The organism is Micromonospora sp. NPDC049114 (assembly GCF_040648635.1).
GTDB lineage: Bacteria > Actinomycetota > Actinomycetes > Mycobacteriales > Micromonosporaceae > Micromonospora.
The window spans coordinates 85,771-102,384 of the sequence record NZ_JBEZEA010000007.1 but is presented as its reverse complement, the minus strand read 5'-3'; the positions used below and the strand labels follow the sequence as shown (position 1 = coordinate 102,384).

The 16,614-nt window shown below is 74.4% G+C and carries 15 protein-coding genes; 10 read left to right on the top strand and 5 right to left on the bottom strand.

The window, feature by feature from the left end:
- Positions 1-6: 6 nt before the first annotated feature.
- Positions 7-369, bottom strand: coding sequence for an STAS domain-containing protein (locus AB0B39_RS20860; protein ID WP_007463546.1), 363 nt, complete (start codon positions 367-369; stop codon positions 7-9).
- A gap of 401 nt (positions 370-770) precedes the next feature.
- Between AB0B39_RS20860 and AB0B39_RS20855 the strand changes: the two genes are divergently transcribed.
- Complete coding sequence (locus AB0B39_RS20855) at positions 771-911, top strand: hypothetical protein (protein ID WP_234589220.1); 141 nt, start codon at positions 771-773, stop codon at positions 909-911.
- Between the two features lie 137 nt (positions 912-1,048).
- Positions 1,049-1,456, top strand: a complete 408-nt coding sequence (locus AB0B39_RS20850; RefSeq protein WP_234589221.1) for a hypothetical protein — start codon at positions 1,049-1,051, stop codon at positions 1,454-1,456.
- A 174-nt stretch (positions 1,457-1,630) separates the two neighbouring features.
- On the opposite strand, the gene AB0B39_RS20845 is transcribed toward AB0B39_RS20850, so the two are convergent.
- Entirely contained in the window at positions 1,631-4,456 is a 2,826-nt protein-coding gene (locus AB0B39_RS20845) for a cellulose binding domain-containing protein (protein WP_357575119.1), read from the bottom strand.
- Between the two features lie 423 nt (positions 4,457-4,879).
- On the opposite strand from AB0B39_RS20845, the gene AB0B39_RS20840 reads away from it, so the two are divergent.
- The 3 genes from AB0B39_RS20840 to AB0B39_RS20830 are packed head-to-tail and all read left to right on the top strand — an operon-like array spanning position 4,880 to position 6,669.
- Entirely contained in the window at positions 4,880-5,566 is a 687-nt protein-coding gene (locus AB0B39_RS20840; RefSeq protein WP_357496460.1) for a BON domain-containing protein, read from the top strand.
- A gap of 60 nt (positions 5,567-5,626) precedes the next feature.
- Positions 5,627-6,124, top strand: a complete 498-nt coding sequence (locus tag AB0B39_RS20835) for a redoxin domain-containing protein (RefSeq protein WP_357496458.1) — start codon at positions 5,627-5,629, stop codon at positions 6,122-6,124.
- The gene (locus AB0B39_RS20830) at positions 6,121-6,669 is read left to right on the top strand and encodes a thioredoxin domain-containing protein (RefSeq protein WP_234589225.1); all 549 of its coding nucleotides are present in this window, start codon (positions 6,121-6,123) and stop codon (positions 6,667-6,669) included. The genes AB0B39_RS20835 and AB0B39_RS20830 overlap by 4 nt, the downstream gene beginning before the upstream one ends.
- Before the next feature lie 32 nt (positions 6,670-6,701).
- Here the strand turns inward: AB0B39_RS20830 and AB0B39_RS20825 are convergent, their stop codons facing one another.
- Positions 6,702-9,509 (bottom strand): LuxR C-terminal-related transcriptional regulator, encoded by a 2,808-nt coding sequence (locus AB0B39_RS20825; RefSeq protein ID WP_357575213.1) that lies wholly within the window; start codon positions 9,507-9,509, stop codon positions 6,702-6,704.
- A 201-nt stretch (positions 9,510-9,710) separates the two neighbouring features.
- Here AB0B39_RS20825 and AB0B39_RS20820 point away from each other — a divergent pair, with 201 nt between their 5' ends.
- From AB0B39_RS20820 to serS, 5 genes are all read left to right on the top strand, one after another.
- Positions 9,711-10,160: a hypothetical protein gene (locus tag AB0B39_RS20820; RefSeq protein ID WP_357575118.1), complete on the top strand. Its 450-nt coding sequence runs from the start codon at positions 9,711-9,713 to the stop codon at positions 10,158-10,160.
- A complete protein-coding gene (locus tag AB0B39_RS20815; RefSeq protein ID WP_357575117.1) occupies positions 10,157-11,305 on the top strand; it encodes an alcohol dehydrogenase catalytic domain-containing protein in 1,149 nt (382 codons plus the stop codon). Before AB0B39_RS20820 ends, AB0B39_RS20815 begins: the two co-directional genes overlap by 4 nt.
- 49 nt (positions 11,306-11,354) lie before the next feature.
- Entirely contained in the window at positions 11,355-12,560 is a 1,206-nt protein-coding gene (locus AB0B39_RS20810; RefSeq protein WP_357575116.1) for a saccharopine dehydrogenase NADP-binding domain-containing protein, read from the top strand.
- A 25-nt stretch (positions 12,561-12,585) separates the two neighbouring features.
- Positions 12,586-13,695 carry a MerR family transcriptional regulator gene (locus tag AB0B39_RS20805; protein WP_357575115.1) on the top strand — a complete coding sequence of 370 codons (1,110 nt, stop codon included), beginning with the start codon at positions 12,586-12,588 and terminating at the stop codon, positions 13,693-13,695.
- Between the two features lie 95 nt (positions 13,696-13,790).
- A complete protein-coding gene (gene serS, locus AB0B39_RS20800) occupies positions 13,791-15,074 on the top strand; it encodes a serine--tRNA ligase (protein WP_357575114.1) in 1,284 nt (427 codons plus the stop codon).
- Between the two features lie 20 nt (positions 15,075-15,094).
- On the opposite strand, the gene AB0B39_RS20795 is transcribed toward serS, so the two are convergent.
- Both AB0B39_RS20795 and AB0B39_RS20790 read right to left on the bottom strand, forming a co-directional pair.
- Positions 15,095-15,967: a cytochrome c biogenesis CcdA family protein gene (locus tag AB0B39_RS20795; RefSeq protein ID WP_357575113.1), complete on the bottom strand. Its 873-nt coding sequence runs from the start codon at positions 15,965-15,967 to the stop codon at positions 15,095-15,097.
- Positions 15,964-16,581, bottom strand: a complete 618-nt coding sequence (locus tag AB0B39_RS20790; protein ID WP_357575112.1) for a thioredoxin-like domain-containing protein — start codon at positions 16,579-16,581, stop codon at positions 15,964-15,966. The genes AB0B39_RS20795 and AB0B39_RS20790 overlap by 4 nt, the downstream gene beginning before the upstream one ends.
- Positions 16,582-16,614: the final 33 nt, after the last annotated feature.

Below are 16,614 nucleotides of genomic sequence, written 5' to 3'. Positions count from 1 at the left end.
CGGCGCTCAGGCGCCCGGAAGCACCTCGGGGGTGGCGGCCCCGGCGAAGTAGGGCTCCGGTGCGCCGAAGAGACCGAGCAGACCGGTCACCCAGAGTTGACGGTGCACGAACCGGCTGGGCTCGGTGACCACCAGCTTGACGCCGCTGACCTCGGCGGTCTGGAAGCCGGCGACCATGGCGCTGATGCCGACCGAGTCGATGAAGGTGACCAGCCTCATGTTCAGCTCGATGCGGAGCGGGCGGCTCTTGGCCAGCACCTCCGCAATCGCTTCACGCACCTCGTACGCTGTGTCGACGTCGATCTCGCCCCGGGGGGCGATCTCCACGACACCACCGGACAGGACCGACTTCACGATCGACAGGCTCACGCGAGCACCTCCACCCGCCCGTCCCCCGGGCGTCTCATCAGTACGCGGGCCGCGACCGAGAGTATTCCTCCGACGGCCTCGGTCGCCACCCCTCGGGATGAGCAATTCACGGATCCGGGCGCACAAAGTCGCCCATATCCCCACTTTTCGGTATCTGATCAACCAATACTTTTCGTTATCTGACCACTCCACGATCGGTCGGAACCGACGCGTCGCCGGACCAGGGTAGCGGGCGCGACCCGACACGCCCGACAACCGACCCACCCCGTACGCCGGCACCGACTGGGACCGGCGTGTCGTGTCCGGGTCCCGCGAACGCGTCAGGTCCGATCCCGTCGGGCGGTTGCCGACGCCACCTAGCATCAGCCCCGGGACACCCACCGTGACGGAGAGGACCTTCGATGATCAAGCGACTGGCCGGGCTGGCCGGAGTCGGCGTGCTGCTCGCCCTCGTGCTGGCCTGCGGTTTCGGCGGCGGGGACGACGATGACGACGACGATGACGACTTCGCCCGCGGCGCGGCCGTGGTGGCCGTGCGCTGAGGATCCGGTGAGCCGCGGCCGACCGGGTTTGCGCCCGACCGGCCCGGGGCACTGCGACATCAGCGAAACCTGCCGCGCTGGACAGACGCCGAGGTCCGAAGTGGCCGGCGGCTTCGGCACCCGAGGAGGTAACCACGATGTTCGGAACCAACCTGCTGGACCGGCGCAGCAAGCCGGAGCGGATCGCGGACCAGGCGTGGGAGCACCTGCTCTCCGCCGTCAGCTCCGCAGGCGACAGTGTCCGGGACACCGCCCGTTCGGCCCGTCGCAGCAGCGGCGATCTCGCCGACGGGGCGGGTGACCTGGTCGGCTCCGCGGCGGAGGAGGCCCGTCGTCGGGCCTCGCGCGCCTTCGACGCGCTCGCCGGGCGCCAGCCGGCGCTGCCGTGGACGCTCCTGATCGGGGCCGCGCTGGTCGGCGCGGCGGTCGGCTGGGCCGTCGGCTCCGCTGCCCGTGCCGCCGGCAGCCGGGACGACCGCGCGGTGGACGACGTCGAGTTCGTCGACGTCGACCGCCCCAACTCCCCCGTCGGCCTGGACGACTAGCTCCCGACAACCCGAACGGGCCCCGCCGACCTTCTGGTCGACGGGGCCCGTTCGCATTGCCCGCTCGGTGGCTCGACGATCGGGATCGGGCCGGTCCGCCGGGGTGCCGGACCCCTCAGGCAGCCCCGGCGGACCGGTGTTCTCGGGTGGCCCGGACGACGCCGGGCCACCGGGTCAGCGACTCGTGCAGCTCACGGTGGCCGGTGGCGCGTTGCTGCCGGTCCAGGAAGCGAGGAAGCCGATCGTGGTGCTGGCGCCGGCGCCGAGCGCGCCGTTCCAGCCGCTGTCCACGACCGAGACGACCGCCCCGGTCTGGGTGTGGGTGCCGCCCCAGAGCTGACTGATCTGCTGGCCGTTGGGGAAGGTCCAGCCCAGCGTCCAGCCGGCGATGGGCCGGGTGCCCGGGTTGCTGACCACCACTTCCGCCTGGAATCCACCCGACCAGGAGCCGGTCACCCGGTAGGCCGCCGCACATCCCCCAGCCGGGGGCGGCGTGGTGGGAGGCGGCGTCGTCGGAGGCGGCGTGGTCGGAGGCGGCGTGGTCGGAGGCGGCGTCGTCGGAGGCGGCGTCGTCGGAGGCGGCGTCGTCGGAGGCGGCGTCGTCGGAGGCGGCGTCGTCGGAGGCGGCGTCGTCGGGGGCGGCGTCGTCGGAGGCGGCGTCGTCGGAGGCGGCGTCGTCGGGGGCGGGGTGGTCGGCGTGCCGCCGGTGCGGTCGGCGACCAGGATGCCGCGACCGTTGGTGCCGAGGTAGACGCGGCCGTAGACGCGGGGGTCGCCGGTCAGCGCCTCGGTCGGGTTGCCGTACTGGTGGCGGTCGTCGTTGATGCGGACCCAGGTCGTTCCGCCGTCGTCGGAGCGGTGCACGCCGGCCTGACCGTCCACGGTGCCGTAGAGGAAGACGGCGGGGTTGGTCCGGCCGGGGGCCGCCTTGCCGAAGCCGACGTTGCCGGAGGCGCTGACACCGCCCAGCTTGGTGAAGCTGGCACCGGAGTCGGTGGAGCGCCACAGCCCACCCGGCCCGGCCAGCCACAGCTCACCCGTCCGACCGGGCAGCGCCTTGAACCGTACGTCGGTGGTGGGCAACCCGGTCGCCGCCGTGGCGGTGAAGGTCGCGCCGCCGTTGGTGCTCAGGTAGACCCGCCCGCCGCTGAAGCCGTAGAACCGGTTGCTGTCGACCCGGTCGGACTCGATGATCGCGTTGGCGGGGATGCCGGTGGACGGCGACCACGAGTTGCCGAAGCCGACGGAGTAGACGACGCGCTGGCCGGCGTCGCCGGGCGACCAGACGAACCGGCTGCCGTCGGCCGCCGCCGCGACCGTGCCGCCGGTGTTGACGCCGGACGGCTCGGTGCCCTGGAACCAGGTCGCGCCGCCGTCGGTGGAGAAGGCGACGTGGCTGTCGTTGGGACGGTCCGCGTCGGTGAAGTTGCCGGCACGGACCAGCACGGCCGGCTTGCTCTCGGCGTAGTCCAGGCTGGTGGTGCTCGTGAAGACCGGCTGGGTGAAGAGCATTGACGGGATGGTGTCGAGGTCGGTGTGTCGGAACCCGCCGACGTCGCCGAGCGCGCTGATCAGTGGCGCCCCGCTGGGCGGGCTGATCAGGTCGAGGACTGCGGTCTCCTCCAGGCCCCGGACCATCGGCCGGAGGGTGAGCTGACCGCCGGTGTCCCACTTGGTGAGGTCCGTGGTGCCGTAGATGGTGGCGCCGGTGCCGTACATCATCCGGTTGGAGTCGTGCGGGTCGATCTCGACCGACTCGTTCATCCAGCCGAGCTTGGGCGTCTCCTCCGGAGGCGCCGGGTTGGTGCCGAAGGTCAGCCAGGGCACCGAGCTGATGTCCATGGTGTAGCGCTTGGACCGCTGCGGGTAGCTGGTGAAGTCCCAGATCCGGGTCCAGCTCGCCCCGCCGTCGGTGCTGCGGAAGAAGATCGCGTCCGGCCACCAGGAGACCTGGGTGGCCACCATCAGCGTGTTCGGGTGCTGCCGGTCGATGGTCAGACCGCTGTAGCCGAAGTAGTCGTCGCCGCTGGTGGAGGGAATCGGGCTGATCCGCGTCCAGACACCGGTCGAGCGGGTGAACTTCCAGACGTCGCCCTTGCCGCCGTCGTACGGGCCGCCGGTGTCGCTGGTGGCGATGTAGAGGTGACCGCCGACCGGGTCGACGACACCCTTGTGCGCCAGGTAGCCGGTGGGTTGCCCGGGGATACGCGTCCAGGTCACACCGCCGTCGGTGCTGCGGTAGACGGGATTCTCCTTGTCCGCCACGCCCACGTAGATCGTCTGGGTGGTGGACCCGGCGGTGCCTGTGCTCTTGTCGAAGCTGACCCAGGTGAGGCCCTGGTTCTGCCCGTTGTAGCCGTTCGGGTCACTGGGGTCGGCCCGGTAGTTGCCGGCGTTCGGGAAGGCGGTGACCCGGGCCCACGTGGCCCCGTAGTCGGTGCTGCGCCACAGCCCGTTGCCGCCCTCGGCGCCGTAGTAGACGATGTTGTTCCGGTTGGGGTCGACGGCCAGCCGCTCCCCCATGCCCCGGCCCGGCATGTTGCCACCGTTCTTGAACGGCAACTCGGTGATCTGCCAGGTGGCGCCCTTGTCGGACGAGCGCAGGATCGCGCCGTTGTTCGGGTCCCAGCCGTTGGTGTACATGCCGACGGCCGCGTACACCCGGTTGGTCTGCACCGGGTCGGTGGCGATGCTGACGACGCCGTTGTAGCCCCAGCGGTCCGCGCCGACCCAGTCGAGCAGCGGCGTCCACGACTGGCTGGACTGCTCCCAGCGGTAGGCCCCGCCGATGTCCGTCCGCGCGTAGATCAGGTTCTTCTCGGTGGGGTTGAAGACGATGCCGGGCACGAAGCCGCCGCCGCCGACCGGGACGTTGCGCCAGGTGTACGCCTCGGCGGCGGCCGGGGCCGCGGCAGAGCCCGCGGCGGTGATGGGGACCGCCACGACGGCCGTGGCGACCGCCAACGCCGAGACGAGAGCGCCGGCCAGTGATCTGGGCATCTGTGGTTCCTCTCCGGGGGTGGAGACCCGGGAGACGGGATCGACCAGTGTGACGTCGCGGCTCGGGGGACGGGCGACGACGCGGGGAAGGATCGACCGGAGGTGGTGCGCCGTGGCCCGGGGGACGGACGACGACGCGGGGGGACGGATCGGAGCTTGCCCTGGCTCCAACCACCCGACGCGAGGCTCCCGCGATCGAGGAACGCACTCACCCTAACCGATTCGACGCCGCTATGGAAGCGCTCCCATCATCGACGGCGGTGCCCGGTCGACGCGCGGCACGGGCAGGTCCGGCCGGTCCGTCGTCCGGATCGGGTGAGGTCCGCTCACCCCGGTGGCCGGCACGATCGGACCCCGGCGGGCCTGCCGGCCACGGCCGTCACCCGGTCCGCCAGCCAGCGCACGCAGCGGAGGGAGGGCCCGATGGCCGTCGCGACGATCACGCGGACCGACCAGGACATCCAGTCCGCCGTACTCGACGAGTTGACCTGGGAACCCCGGGTGCAGCCGCACGAGATCGGCGTCACCGTCGCCGAGGGCGTCGTCACGTTGACCGGGCGGGTGGACAGCTACGCGAAGAAGTGGGCCGGGGAACGGGCCGCGCACCGGGTCGTCGGAGTACGGGCGGTCGCGAACGATCTGACCGTGCAGCTGCCCGGCGGCGACGAGCGTGCCGACCCGGACCTGGCCGCCGCGGCGGGCCACGCCTTGGAGTGGGACGCGTTCGTGCCCATCGAGAAGCTCCAGGTCACCGTCTCGGCCGGCTGGGTGACGCTGCACGGCGAGGTCGAGTGGGAGTACCAGCGCCGGGCCGCCGAACGGGCGGTCTGCCGGCTCACCGGCGTACGGGGGGTCAGCAACGGCGTCACCGTCCGGCCGAACGCGCCGCCGGACGGCGTGAACGTTGCCGATCAGATCGTGGACGCGCTGGCCCGGGCCGGCGCCACCGAGGCCGAGCGGATCACCGTCCGGGTGCACGGCGACACGGCGGTGCTCGCCGGACTGGTGCATTCCATGCCCGAACGCGCCGAGGTGGAGCAGGTGGCCTGGTCCGCACCGGGCATCCGGGAGGTTCAGAACCACATCGCTGTCGCACCGGTCCTGCGCTGAGCGCGCAACCACCCGGGGCGGGTGAGCCGGCCTCACCCGCCCCGCCGGCAGGCTGGGTGCATGAGTGATCCGAACGGGCTGATCCAACCCGGGCGCCCCGCGCCCGGCTTCACCCTGGCGAGCACTCCGGACGGGCGCCAGACCGGCCCCGAGCAGTTCCGGGGTCGCCCGGTCGTGCTCGTCTTCTACCCCGCCGACTGGAGCCCCGTCTGCGGGGACCAGATGTCGCTCTACCAGGCGGCGGCACCGGTGTTCGACCAGTACCAGGCGATGGTGCTCGGCATCTCGGTGGACAGCATCTGGTCGCACCGGGCGTTCGCCGAGAGCAGGGGCATCGCCTTCCCGCTGCTGTCCGACTTCGAGCCCAAGGGCGAGGTGGCCCGCCGGTACGGCGCGTACACCCCGCAGGGTGAGGCGGCCCGGGCGCTGGTGGTGCTCGACCAGGCCGGGACTGTGGCGTGGAGCTACCTGTCGGCACCCGACGTCAACCCGGGCGCGGACGGGATCTTCGACGCCCTGGACAACCTCGCCCGCGATCGGAAGGTGATGGCCGGATGACCACGCCACTTCAGGTCACCGCCCGGCTCCGGGAGCCGGTGACCATCGAGGACCACGTCCGCGGGCCGTCCAACGCCCCGGTGACGATCATCGAGTACGGCGACTTCCAGTGCCGGTTCTGCGGTGCCGCGTACCCGAACCTGCACGAGTTGCTGCGCCAGCGCGCCGACACGGTACGGCTGATCTACCGCTACTTCCCGATCGCCAACGTCCACCCGTACGCCGAACGGGCCGCGGAGACGGCGGAGGCCGCCGCGTCGCGGGGCAAGTTCTGGGAGATGCACGACTGGCTGTACGAACACCAGGACCAGTTGGACCCCGTGCACCTCTCGCTCGGCGTCGAGCAGCTCGGCCTGCCCACGGACGAGCTGAACGCCGAGGTGGAGCGCGGGGCGTACGCCGACCGGGTCCGTCGGGACTTCGTCGGCGGTATCCGCAGCGGTGTCAACGGCACGCCGACGCTCTTCGTCAACGACGTCCGGCACGACGGCGGGTACGACCTGCCCGACCTGCTGGCCGCCGTGGACGCGGCGGCGAACGCCTGACGTCACGCCGGTCCGGGCGGCTGCCCGGCCGCTCAGATCAGCCGCAGCTCGCGCGCCCGCCGGACCGCCTCGCGCCGGCGGGTCGCGCCGAGCTTGCGGTAGATGTTGCGCACGTGGGTCTTCACCGTGTTGATCGACAACGACAGCTCGGCGGCGATCTCCACGTTGGACAGGATGCTCTGCAGGTAGCGCAGGATGGTCAACTCCCGCTCGGTGAGCGGCTCGTCGAGCAGTCCACCCGGCTCGGCCGCCGGCCGGGGTGTGCTCTCCTCGACGCCCCGGACGAGATCGCTGACCAGCGAGAAGTGCGCGGTGCCGGCATCCAGGTGGGCGGCCAGCAGGTCCCGCACCGACGGTTGGGCCCGGGTGAACGCCCGGCGGCAGCCCTGCGGGCCGGCCAGGTCCAGCACCTGCTCCAGGACGCGTCCGGCCCGGCGTGCGTCCCCGGCCCGGTCGGCGAGCACCGCCTCCAGCAGGCCGGCGTCCAGGCGTACCGGAAGGGGCCAGTCGGCGGCCGGCGGCGCCTGCCAGCCCGGCAACGCCCGCCCGGCGGCGCCGAGGTCCCCGGCGCGCAGCTCCAGCCGGGCCAGCGCGACGTCGAGCGCCGGGGTGGCCGCCTCGCCGGTCACATCGGCCAGCAGGTCGCGGGCGCTGTCCAGGTCACCCCGCTCGGCCCGGGTCTCGACCTCGGCCGCCCGGAGCAGGCCGGACAGTTCGGCGGCGGCCGGCTCGTCGGGCAGCGCCTCCCGGGCGCGGGCGAGCAGCCGCTGGGCGGCCGCCGGGTCGCCGGCGTCCCGGTCGAGCGCCGCGCGACACCACGCGAAGACCGCCGCCGCCACCGGCTCCGCGCTCGACCCCGACCGGTCGGACGTACCGGCCTCGGCGAGGCCGACCCCACCGGCCGCTCCCGCCGGGCCCGCCGTGCCCGCCACGCCGGTGGCCGGGGCGGCGAGCGTGAGGTTCGCGACAGCTTCCTCGGGCTGGTCGCGGTGCAGGGCCACCACCGCCAGCGCCAGGTACGCGTAGCCGCAGTCGAGCCGGCAGGACCAGCCTCGACAGAGCGGCATGCCCAACGCGTCGCGGGCCGCCGCCTCGGCCGCGCCCAGGTCACCGCGCACGGCGAGCAGGAGCGCGGAGCGGCTGGCGGCGACCAGCTCGGTACGCGGCCGACCCGCCTCCCGGGCCGCCGCCCGGGCGCGGACGAACCGCCCGTCGGGCAGCGCGCCGGCCGACAGCTCGACGAGACCCAGCGCGGTGCCCGTGAAGGCCCGCAGGTCCGCGTCGTCGGCGTCCGACGGGCGGGTCGACAACGGCTCGGGCACCCGAGCCGCCCGGCCGTCCTGCCCGACCGCCTGGCGATCCGGCACCCCGACCGGTGGGCTGTCGGTCGGGCGGGTACGCAGCAGCCGGGCGGCGGCGGCACGCGCCTGCGGGAGGTCACCGGCGAGCCGGGCCAGGGTCAGCTCCAGCGCGGTGGCCAGCCGCAGGAACCGGTCCCGCCGCGGCACGGGTAGCGCGCCGGCCTGCCCGGCGGCCCTGCGCAGGTGGTCGGTCGCGGCGGGCAGGTCACCGGCGTACGCGCGCTCGGCGGCACAGGCCAGAGCCACCTCCGGATCGGCGTGCACCACCTCCGGCGGCGGGGACGGCGGGGACGACGACAGCGACCCGCCCACCGGGTCGCTGTCGTAGCGGGTCAGCTCCGGCCAGTGTGCGACGAACAGGTCGCCGGCCAGGTCCCACCGGCCACCGGCGAGGGCGTGCCGCAACCCGTCGGCCGGGCGGCCCGCGCCGGCGTACCAGTCGGCCGCTCGCGCGTGCAGCTCCCGCACCTCGTCAGCGGGCATCCGGGCCAGCTCGGCGCGGAGCAGGTCGGCGAGCAGCGGGTCACAGCGGTACCAGGGCGGGCGGGTGCCCTCGGGGTGCAGCAGGCCACCGGCCCCGGCCAGGTCGGCCAGCGCCTGCCCGGCGTCCGCGCGGCCGGTCAGCGCCTCGGCCAGATCGGCGCAGACCGTCTCGGCGAGGGCCGTACGGCGCAGCAGGTCCCGGTCGGCCGGGTCGACGGCGGCCAGCACCTCCTCGTGCAGATAGCCGGCGATCTCCGGTTGGTCGCCGCCGAACTGCCCCACCCAGCGCTCGGGGTCGGGTTGCCCGCGCAACGCCAGCGCGGCGATCCGCAGCGCCGCCGGCCAACCCCCGGTGCGTTCGCGTAGCCGGCGCACCGCCGCCGCCGGCAGTGGTGCGCCGTGCGCGGTCAGCAGGTCGGCCACCTCGTCGTCGGTGAAGGCCAGCTCCTGTGGGCCGATCTCGGTCAGCTCACCGGCGAGGCGCAGCCGGTGCAGGGCCAGCGGCAGCCCGGCCCGCGCACCGACCACCAGGTGCAGCCGCTGCTCGGAGTGCCGCAGCAGGAACTCCAGCCCGGTCAGCGCCGCCGGGTCGGTGATCCGGTGCAGATCGTCCAGGACCAGCAGGACGGGCTGCTCCGCCGCCGCGAGCCCGGCCGCCAGCAGCTCCAGCTGGTCCGGGCGCGGCGGGCCGGTGGGCAGCGGCGTCACCAGGTCGTCGTCCGGCGCCCCGGTGGCCGTGCGCAACGCCGCCGCCAGGTACGCCCAGAGCCGGTCGCCGTCGTCGCCGGTCTCCACCGACACCCATGCCGGCCCGGACGTCGACCCGGGGTCGGCCAACCGGACCCAGGAGGCGAGCAGTGTGGTCTTGCCCCAGCCGGCGGGCGCGGCGACCAGGGTGACCGGCCCGGCACCCCCCTCGTCGAGCCGGCGCAGCAGGCGGGGCCGGGCCACCACCGGCTCGGGCGGCACGGTCGGGGTCAGTCGCGACGCCAGCAGCGGCGGCTGCTCCCCCCGGCGTTGCGGCGCCGTGCCGACTCGCGCGTGATCCTGCTGCTCCGGCACCCGGCCCCACCCCCACGACGCGCTCCACCCCCGGTCGGCGAGCGGTTACCCGGCCCGAACCTGTTCACCCCTTCCGGGCGAGCCCGCTTCACCCGGCCGCGACCGATGATCACGGGACGTGGACCGGGAGGACGGATGGGACCGATCAGACGGCTGGCGCGGGCGAGATCCGCCCTCGGCGCCGGCGCGTGGGCCGGGGCGGCGCGGCTGGTGCGCGTACCGCTGCGGCGTGGCCGGCCCGGCGCGGACCGCTTCCGGAGCGCGGCCACCGGGTGGGAGGTCGTGACGGTGGACCGACCCCCGGACCAGGTCCTTCCCGGCGGCCGGTGGCCGGAGCCGTTGCGCGACCTGGACGACGCGGTCGAGGTGCGGGTACGGCCGGCGCCCGGTGACCGGGGCACCGAGTTGGCCGCCCGCCCGCTGGCCGGGGCCGTCGCGGCGACCGGTCTGGCCGCGCATCTGGTCGGCGACGACCCGCGACTGCTGGTCCGCCGGACCCTGCGGCAGGTCAAGCAGCGCGTGGAGGCCGGCGAAGTGCTGCGCGCGGACCGCTCGGCACTGGACCGCGGGGCGGCCCGCGGGTGAGGGCGCTGTGCTGGGTGGCCGCCGACGAGCTGGCGGTACGCGAGGTGCCCGACCCGGAGCTGCGCAACGAGCGGGACGTCATCGTCCGCGTCCGCCGCAGCGCCACCAGCGGCGTCGACCTGCCGCTCCTGGCCGGCCGGGACCCGCTGCTGCGCGCCGGTGACGTGCTGGGGACGGAGTTCCTGGGCGAGGTCGTCGAGACCGGTCCGGCGGTCCGGCGACACCGGGTCGGCGACCGGGTGGTGGTCGGCGCGAGTGTCGCGTGCGGCGGTTGCTGGTACTGCCGGCGGGGACGGCACTCCTGCTGCGACAACGGCGGCACCGACGTGGCGAGCGTCGATCCGGGCCTGGGGCGTTCGGACGCCGGCTGTTTCGGCCGGCCCCGCGCGGCGGGTGGCTTCGCGGGCGGCCACGCCGAGTACGTCCGGGTGCCGTACGCCGACGTGGGCGCGTTCCGGGTGCCGGACGCGGTCGGCGACGACCGGGCGCTGTTCGCCGCCGACGCGGCGCCCACCGGCTGGCTGGCGGCCGAGCTGGGCGAGGTGCGACCCGGCGACGTGGTGGCGGTGTGGGGCGCCGGGGCGGTGGGTCAGTTGACCGCTCGCGCCGCGACCCTGCGCGGCGCTGCCCGGGTGCTCGTCGTCGACAGGCACGCCGACCGGCTGCGGATGGCCGAGCGGCACGCCGGGGCGGAGACGCTGGACTACCGCAGCACCGACGTCGCGGCGGAGCTGCGGGAGCGCAGCGGTGGACGCGGCCCGGACGTGTGCGTGGTCGCGGTGGGCGTACCGCCGACCAGGTCGGTCGCCGATCGGTTGACCGGCCGGGACGTCGACCGCCCGGACGCGGTGCGCGAGGCGGTGCACGCCTGCCGCAAGGACGGCGTGGTGGTGGTGCTCGGCGGGGCCCAGGGGCACGTGGACGCGTTCGCGCTGGGCGCGGTGACCGACAAGCGGCTCACCCTGCGGGGATCGCGCCGGCCGGACCTGCGCGACGTGCCGATGCTGCTGCACCGGATGGCCCGCGACGAGCTGCGCACCGAGCACCTGGCCACCCACCGGCTGCCGCTCGAGGACGGCCCCCGCGGGTACGCGCTGTTCGCCGACCGCGCCGACGGCTGCGTCCGGGCCGTGTTCACGCCGTGACCGCGCCTGCCGATCGGCGCTGGGCGATGGCGGGTGGCAGACTCGGGGGATGGCTGGGGAGCGGGCGTACGACGTGGTGCTGTTCGGGGCGACCGGCTTCACCGGAGGGCTGACGGCCGAGTATCTTGCCCGGCACGCGCCGCCCGGGTTGCGGTGGGCGCTGGCCGGGCGCAACGCCGATCGCCTCGCCGCCGTGCGCGACCGGCTCGCCGCGATCGACCCCGCCCTGGCCGACCTGCCGCTGCTCACCGCCGACGTGACCGACGCCGGTTCGCTGCGGGCCGTTGCGGAGAGCGCCCGCGTGGTCGCCAGCACCGTCGGCCCGTACGTCCACCACGGGCAGCCACTTGTCGCGGCCTGCGCCCGGGCCGGCACCGACTACCTGGACATCACCGGGGAGTCGGAGTTCGTCGACCTGATGTACGTCCGCCACCACGCCGAGGCGACCGCCAGCGGCGCCCGGTTGGTGCACGCCTGCGGGTTCGACTCCATCCCGCACGACCTGGGCGTCTGGTTCACCGTCAAGCAGCTGCCCGCCGACGTCCCGATCACCGTGGACGGCTACGTCCGCGCCGGTGGCCGGTTCTCCGCCGGGACGTACCATTCCGCCCTCACCGCGTTCGCCCGGACCGGGGAGGCCAGCCGGGCCGCCCGGGCCCGCCGTGCGGTCGAGCCGCGCCCGGTCGACCGCCGGGTCCGGGCGGTGCCGGGCCGGCTGGCCCGCTCGACGGAGCTGGGCATCTGGACCGTGCCGCTGCCCACCATCGACCCGCAGGTGATCCGCCGGTCGGCCGCGAGCCGCCCGGAGTACGGCCCGGACTTTCGCTACCGGCACTTCGCCGCCGTGAAGCGACTGCCGACCGTGCTGGTCAGCGCGGTGGGGCTCGGCGCGGTTGTCGGCCTGGTGAAGGTGCCGCCCACCCGGCGTTGGCTGCTCGGGCGGCTCGCCTCCGGGCAGGGCCCGACCCCGCAGCAGCGGGCATCGTCCTGGTTCCGGGTCCGGTTCGTCGGCACCGGCGGCGGCAGGCGCGTGGTCACCGAGGTCGCGGGGGGCGACCCGGGCTACGACGAGACGGCGAAGATGCTCGCCGAGTCGGCGCTGTGCCTGGCGTTCGACGACCTGCCGCCGACCGCCGGCCAGCTCACCCCGGTCGCGGCGATGGGTGACGCGCTGCTGGCCCGGCTGGTCCGGGCCGGGCTCACCTTCCGGGTGATCGAGCAGGACGAGACGACCCGGGCACGCCCGGCCGCTTGACCCTCGACCAGGTCGAGGGGGCAGGATGCCCGACGTGGTGAGCGACCTGCACAGCATCGGCGAGTTGGCCCGGGCCAGCGGCCTGACCGTCAGCGCGCTGCGCTTCTACGACTCGGCGGGTGTGCTGGCGCCGGCCCTGGTCGATCCGGTGACCGGCTACCGCTGGTACACCGACGAGCAGATCGGCCCGGCCCGGCTGGTCGCGGGGCTGCGCCGGGTCGGCATGCCGGTGCCCGAGATCGCCGCCGCCGTCCGCGCCGAGCCGGCCGAGGTGCACCGGCTGCTCGACGCGCACCTGCGCCGGCTGGCCGACGGGCTGGCCGACGCCCGCCGCGAGATCGTCCGGCTCCGGGCCCTGGTCGACCCGACGCCCACGACGGTGACCACGCTGCTGCTCTCCCCCGCCGAGCTGGCCGCCGCGCTCGACGCGGTGCGCTTCGCCGTCGGCGTGGACGCGGAGCTGCCGGCGCTGTCCGGCGTGCTGCTCGACGTCGAGCCGGACGGTGTGCGGCTGGTCGCCACCGATCGGCACCGGCTCGCGCTGGCCCGGGCCGGCGCGGCCGTCGACGGGCCGTCCGCGCGGGTGCTCGTGCCGGTGGACCTCGTCGACCGGCTACGCCGGCTGCTCGACCCCGCCGACGCCCGGCCGGTGCGGCTGACAGTGGCCGGCGTCGACCTGGCGGTGACGGTGGCCGGTCGGACGCTGACGGGCACCGCCCTGCCGTACGACTTCCCGGACTACCGTCGGCTGCTGCGCGAGGCGGTCGGCGCCCGGCCGGCCGCGTACCGCATCCCGGTGGACGTGGTGGCGCTGCGCGCGGCGCTGCGCGACCCGGCCGCCCCCACGCTGGCCCGCGAGTACGCCGGCACGCCGCTGGCGGTCTCCGTCCTCGGTCTCGACGACCACGGCGGCCTGCGCCTGCTGCACCCGGCCGAGCTGTCCACGGCCGACCCGACGCCCGATCCCATGCGCGGGCTGCGGTTCGGGGTCAACGGCGGGTATCTGCTCGACGCGCTGGACGCGGCCGGCGGCCCCCAGCTGGTGCTGGAGCTGGACGGGCCGATCGCCCCGCTGGCCCTGCGCCGGCCGAACGACGAGGACACCTTCTCCGTGCTGATGCCGATCCGGCTGTAAAACCCGTCGCGCTCCCCGTAGTCGGGTGGAAACGTGCGCGACGGTAGCATCTGATGGTTCACCAGTGAACCCCGGACGGAGGCGTACGGAGCAGCATGCTCGACATGGAGTTGATCCGGAAGGATCGCGAGGCGGTGGCGACCGCGCTGGCGAAGCGTCTGGATCCCGCCGAGGTCGATCGGGCCCTGGACGAGATTCAGCGGCTCGACCAGGAACGGCGTTCCCTGATCACGGAGATCGATGCCGACCGGCAGCGCCGCAAGGCGGAGGCCCGGGCGTACGCGCAGGCGAAGCGCGCCGGCAACGAGCCGCAGGTCACCGCCCCCGACGCGGAGCGTAAGCAGCTCGCCGAGCTGGAGTCCCAGTTGGACGAGGTGCAGGCCCGGCTGCGCGACGCGATGAGCGAGCTGCCGAACCTGCCCAGCGACGACGTCCTGCCCGGCGGCAAGGAGGCGAACCGGGTCGTCAAGACCTTCGGCGAGCCACCGGCGATCGAGAAGGTCCGCGACCACGTGGAGCTGTCCCGCGCGCTGGGTCTGGTCGACTACGAGCGCGGCGTCAAGCTCGGCGGCTCCGGCTTCTGGATCTACACGGGGGTCGGCGCGCGGCTGGAGTGGGCGCTGCTCAACTACTTCGTCGACCAGCACATCAAGGCCGGGTACGAGTTCCTGCTCCCGCCGCACCTGCTGCTCGACTCGGCCGGTTTCGCCGCCGGCCAGTTCCCCAAGTTCTACGACGACGTCTACCACCTGGACTCCGACTCCGCGCCGCGCGGGCAGTTCCTGCTGCCCACGTCGGAGACGGCGATCCTGGGCGCGTACCAGGACGAGATCCTGGAGACCACGAAGCTGCCGTTGAAGGCGTTCGCGTACACGCCCTGCTACCGGCGCGAGTCGGCCGGGTCGCACTCGGACGAGCGCGGCACGGTGCGCGGGCACCAGTTCAACAAGGTGGAGATCTTCCAGTTCACCCTGCCCGAGCAGGCGGACGCGGCACTGGAGGAGATGCTCGCCCACGCCGAGAGCCTGGTCGAGGGGCTGGGTCTGCACTACCAGCGGACGCTGCTCTCGGCGGGCGACGCGAGCGCCTCGATGAAGAAGACCCTCGACATCGAGGTGTGGATGCCGAGCACGGGCAAGTACAAGGAGGTGTCGTCGGTCTCCTGGGCCGGCGACTACCAGGCCCGCCGGGCGGCCATCCGCTACCGCGAGCCGGGCGCCAAGCAGACCCGCTTCGTGCACACCCTCAACGGCTCCGCGCTGGCCACCAGCCGGCTCTTCCCGGCCATCCTGGAGCAGAACCAGCAGCCCGACGGCAGCGTCCTGATCCCCGAGGTCCTCCAGGACCGCCTGGGAACAGACCGCCTGACCCCCCGCTGAACCCTGCGTCGATCATGAAGTTATTGCCCCTCACCACGGCGTGTCGGGGCAATAACTTCATGATCAACAGGGCGGCGGCGGGTCAGGGCTGCCAGGGTCAGCAGCGCCGCCAGGGTCGTCAGGAGCACCGCCGGGCCTACCGTGTCGACGGTTTCGGCCAGGGCGTGCTGCACCTGCGAGGCCGCGCGGATGATCGGATCTTCGAGAGCTTCCCGGCGGCCGGCGGCCAGCCGTAGCTCGTACCAGCCGTACCAGGCGACGTACCCACCCGCGAGCAGCAGCACCAGGCCGCTGAGCCGGGGCACCAGCGCGCCGGCGACCCGCAACCGGGCCACCAGCGAATCGCGCAGCAGCGCCACGCCGAGCGCGGCGACAGCGACCACCAGACCCATCCCGAGGGCGTACGCGCCGAACAGCGCCAGCCCGCGGCCGGTCGAGCCGGCCTGGAGGCTGGTCACCACGATGGCCAGGAACGGTGCGATGGCGCAGCCCAACGACGCCAGCGCGTACGCCGCGCCGAACAGCGCCATCGACGGCCAGGACCTCGTCAGCCGGGGCGCCCGCGCGGACCACCCCGGCGCGGGCAGCCGCCGACCGGCGAGCAGCCAACAGCCGGCCACCACCAGCAGCAGCCCGAGCGCCACGGTCAGCCACGGCAGCCGGGGACGCAGCCAGCCGGCCAGCGGCGCGAGCGCCAGGCCGAAGGCGCCGAAGACCACCACGTACCCCAGGGTGAGCCCGGCCGCCGCGGTGAGCGCGCGGCCGACCGCGCCGCGGGCGTCCGACGCTCCGGCGACCAACAGCGAGAGGTACGCGGGCAGCAGCGCGAAGCCGCACGGGTTGACCGCGCCGAGCATGCCGGCGGTCAGCGCGAGCAGCAGCGGGGCGGTCACGCCCCGGCCAGGGCGGCGACGCGGGCGCTGAGCGCCTCACCGTCCAGGAAGCCCTGATGGACGACGGTGCCGTCCCGGTCGATGATCACGAAGATGCTCTGCTCGGTCACCGTGAACCGCTTCCAGAGCACGCCCTTGCGGTCGTCGATCTGCGGCATGTCGCCGAGGTCGAACTCGCTGACGAAGTTCTTCATGTCCCGCTGCTCGCCGAGCCCGGCGACACCGACGATCGGCACGGTGTCGCGGTAGCGGGGCGCGATCTCGGCCACCGTCCACGCCTGGCTGGCGCAGGTGGCGCACCACGGCGCCCAGAACCAGAGCACCACCGGCCGGCCGGCCAGTCGCGTCGCGTCGAACGCGCTGCCGGTGAGGGTGGTGCCGGTGAAGCGCAGGATGTCCGGGACCGGGGCCGGCGCGGCCGACGGTGCGCCGGTCGCGGGGGCAGCCGGGGTGGCCGCGGAGCTGGCCGGGGTCGGCGGGGTCCCGGCGGCGGTGGCGTCGGGCGGCACCGTGCCGGTGCAGGACGCCGTGGCGAGCAGGGCGGCGACGAGCGCCCCCACGATGGCGGCGCGGGGCGGGTACGCCGCCGCTGTCCACCCGATCGGCTTGCGCATCCGCAGCTCCGTTCGACAGGTGTGGTGGTCAGT

What these genes read in the sequence shown, in the direction of transcription:
- AB0B39_RS20805 (WP_357575115.1), top strand. Translation starts at nt 12,586, where the DNA reads ATGCCCGACGTGGTGAGCGACCTGCACAGCATCGGCGAGTTGGCCCGG.
- AB0B39_RS20830 (WP_234589225.1), top strand. Translation starts at nt 6,121, where the DNA reads ATGACCACGCCACTTCAGGTCACCGCCCGGCTCCGGGAGCCGGTGACC.
- AB0B39_RS20855 (WP_234589220.1), top strand. Translation starts at nt 771, where the DNA reads ATGATCAAGCGACTGGCCGGGCTGGCCGGAGTCGGCGTGCTGCTCGCC.
- AB0B39_RS20840 (WP_357496460.1), top strand. Translation starts at nt 4,880, where the DNA reads ATGGCCGTCGCGACGATCACGCGGACCGACCAGGACATCCAGTCCGCC.
- serS (WP_357575114.1), top strand. Translation starts at nt 13,791, where the DNA reads ATGCTCGACATGGAGTTGATCCGGAAGGATCGCGAGGCGGTGGCGACC.
- AB0B39_RS20810 (WP_357575116.1), top strand. Translation starts at nt 11,355, where the DNA reads ATGGCTGGGGAGCGGGCGTACGACGTGGTGCTGTTCGGGGCGACCGGC.
- AB0B39_RS20845 (WP_357575119.1), bottom strand. Translation starts at nt 4,456, where the DNA reads ATGCCCAGATCACTGGCCGGCGCTCTCGTCTCGGCGTTGGCGGTCGCC.
- AB0B39_RS20835 (WP_357496458.1), top strand. Translation starts at nt 5,627, where the DNA reads ATGAGTGATCCGAACGGGCTGATCCAACCCGGGCGCCCCGCGCCCGGC.
- AB0B39_RS20790 (WP_357575112.1), bottom strand. Translation starts at nt 16,581, where the DNA reads ATGCGCAAGCCGATCGGGTGGACAGCGGCGGCGTACCCGCCCCGCGCC.
- AB0B39_RS20820 (WP_357575118.1), top strand. Translation starts at nt 9,711, where the DNA reads ATGGGACCGATCAGACGGCTGGCGCGGGCGAGATCCGCCCTCGGCGCC.
- AB0B39_RS20850 (WP_234589221.1), top strand. Translation starts at nt 1,049, where the DNA reads ATGTTCGGAACCAACCTGCTGGACCGGCGCAGCAAGCCGGAGCGGATC.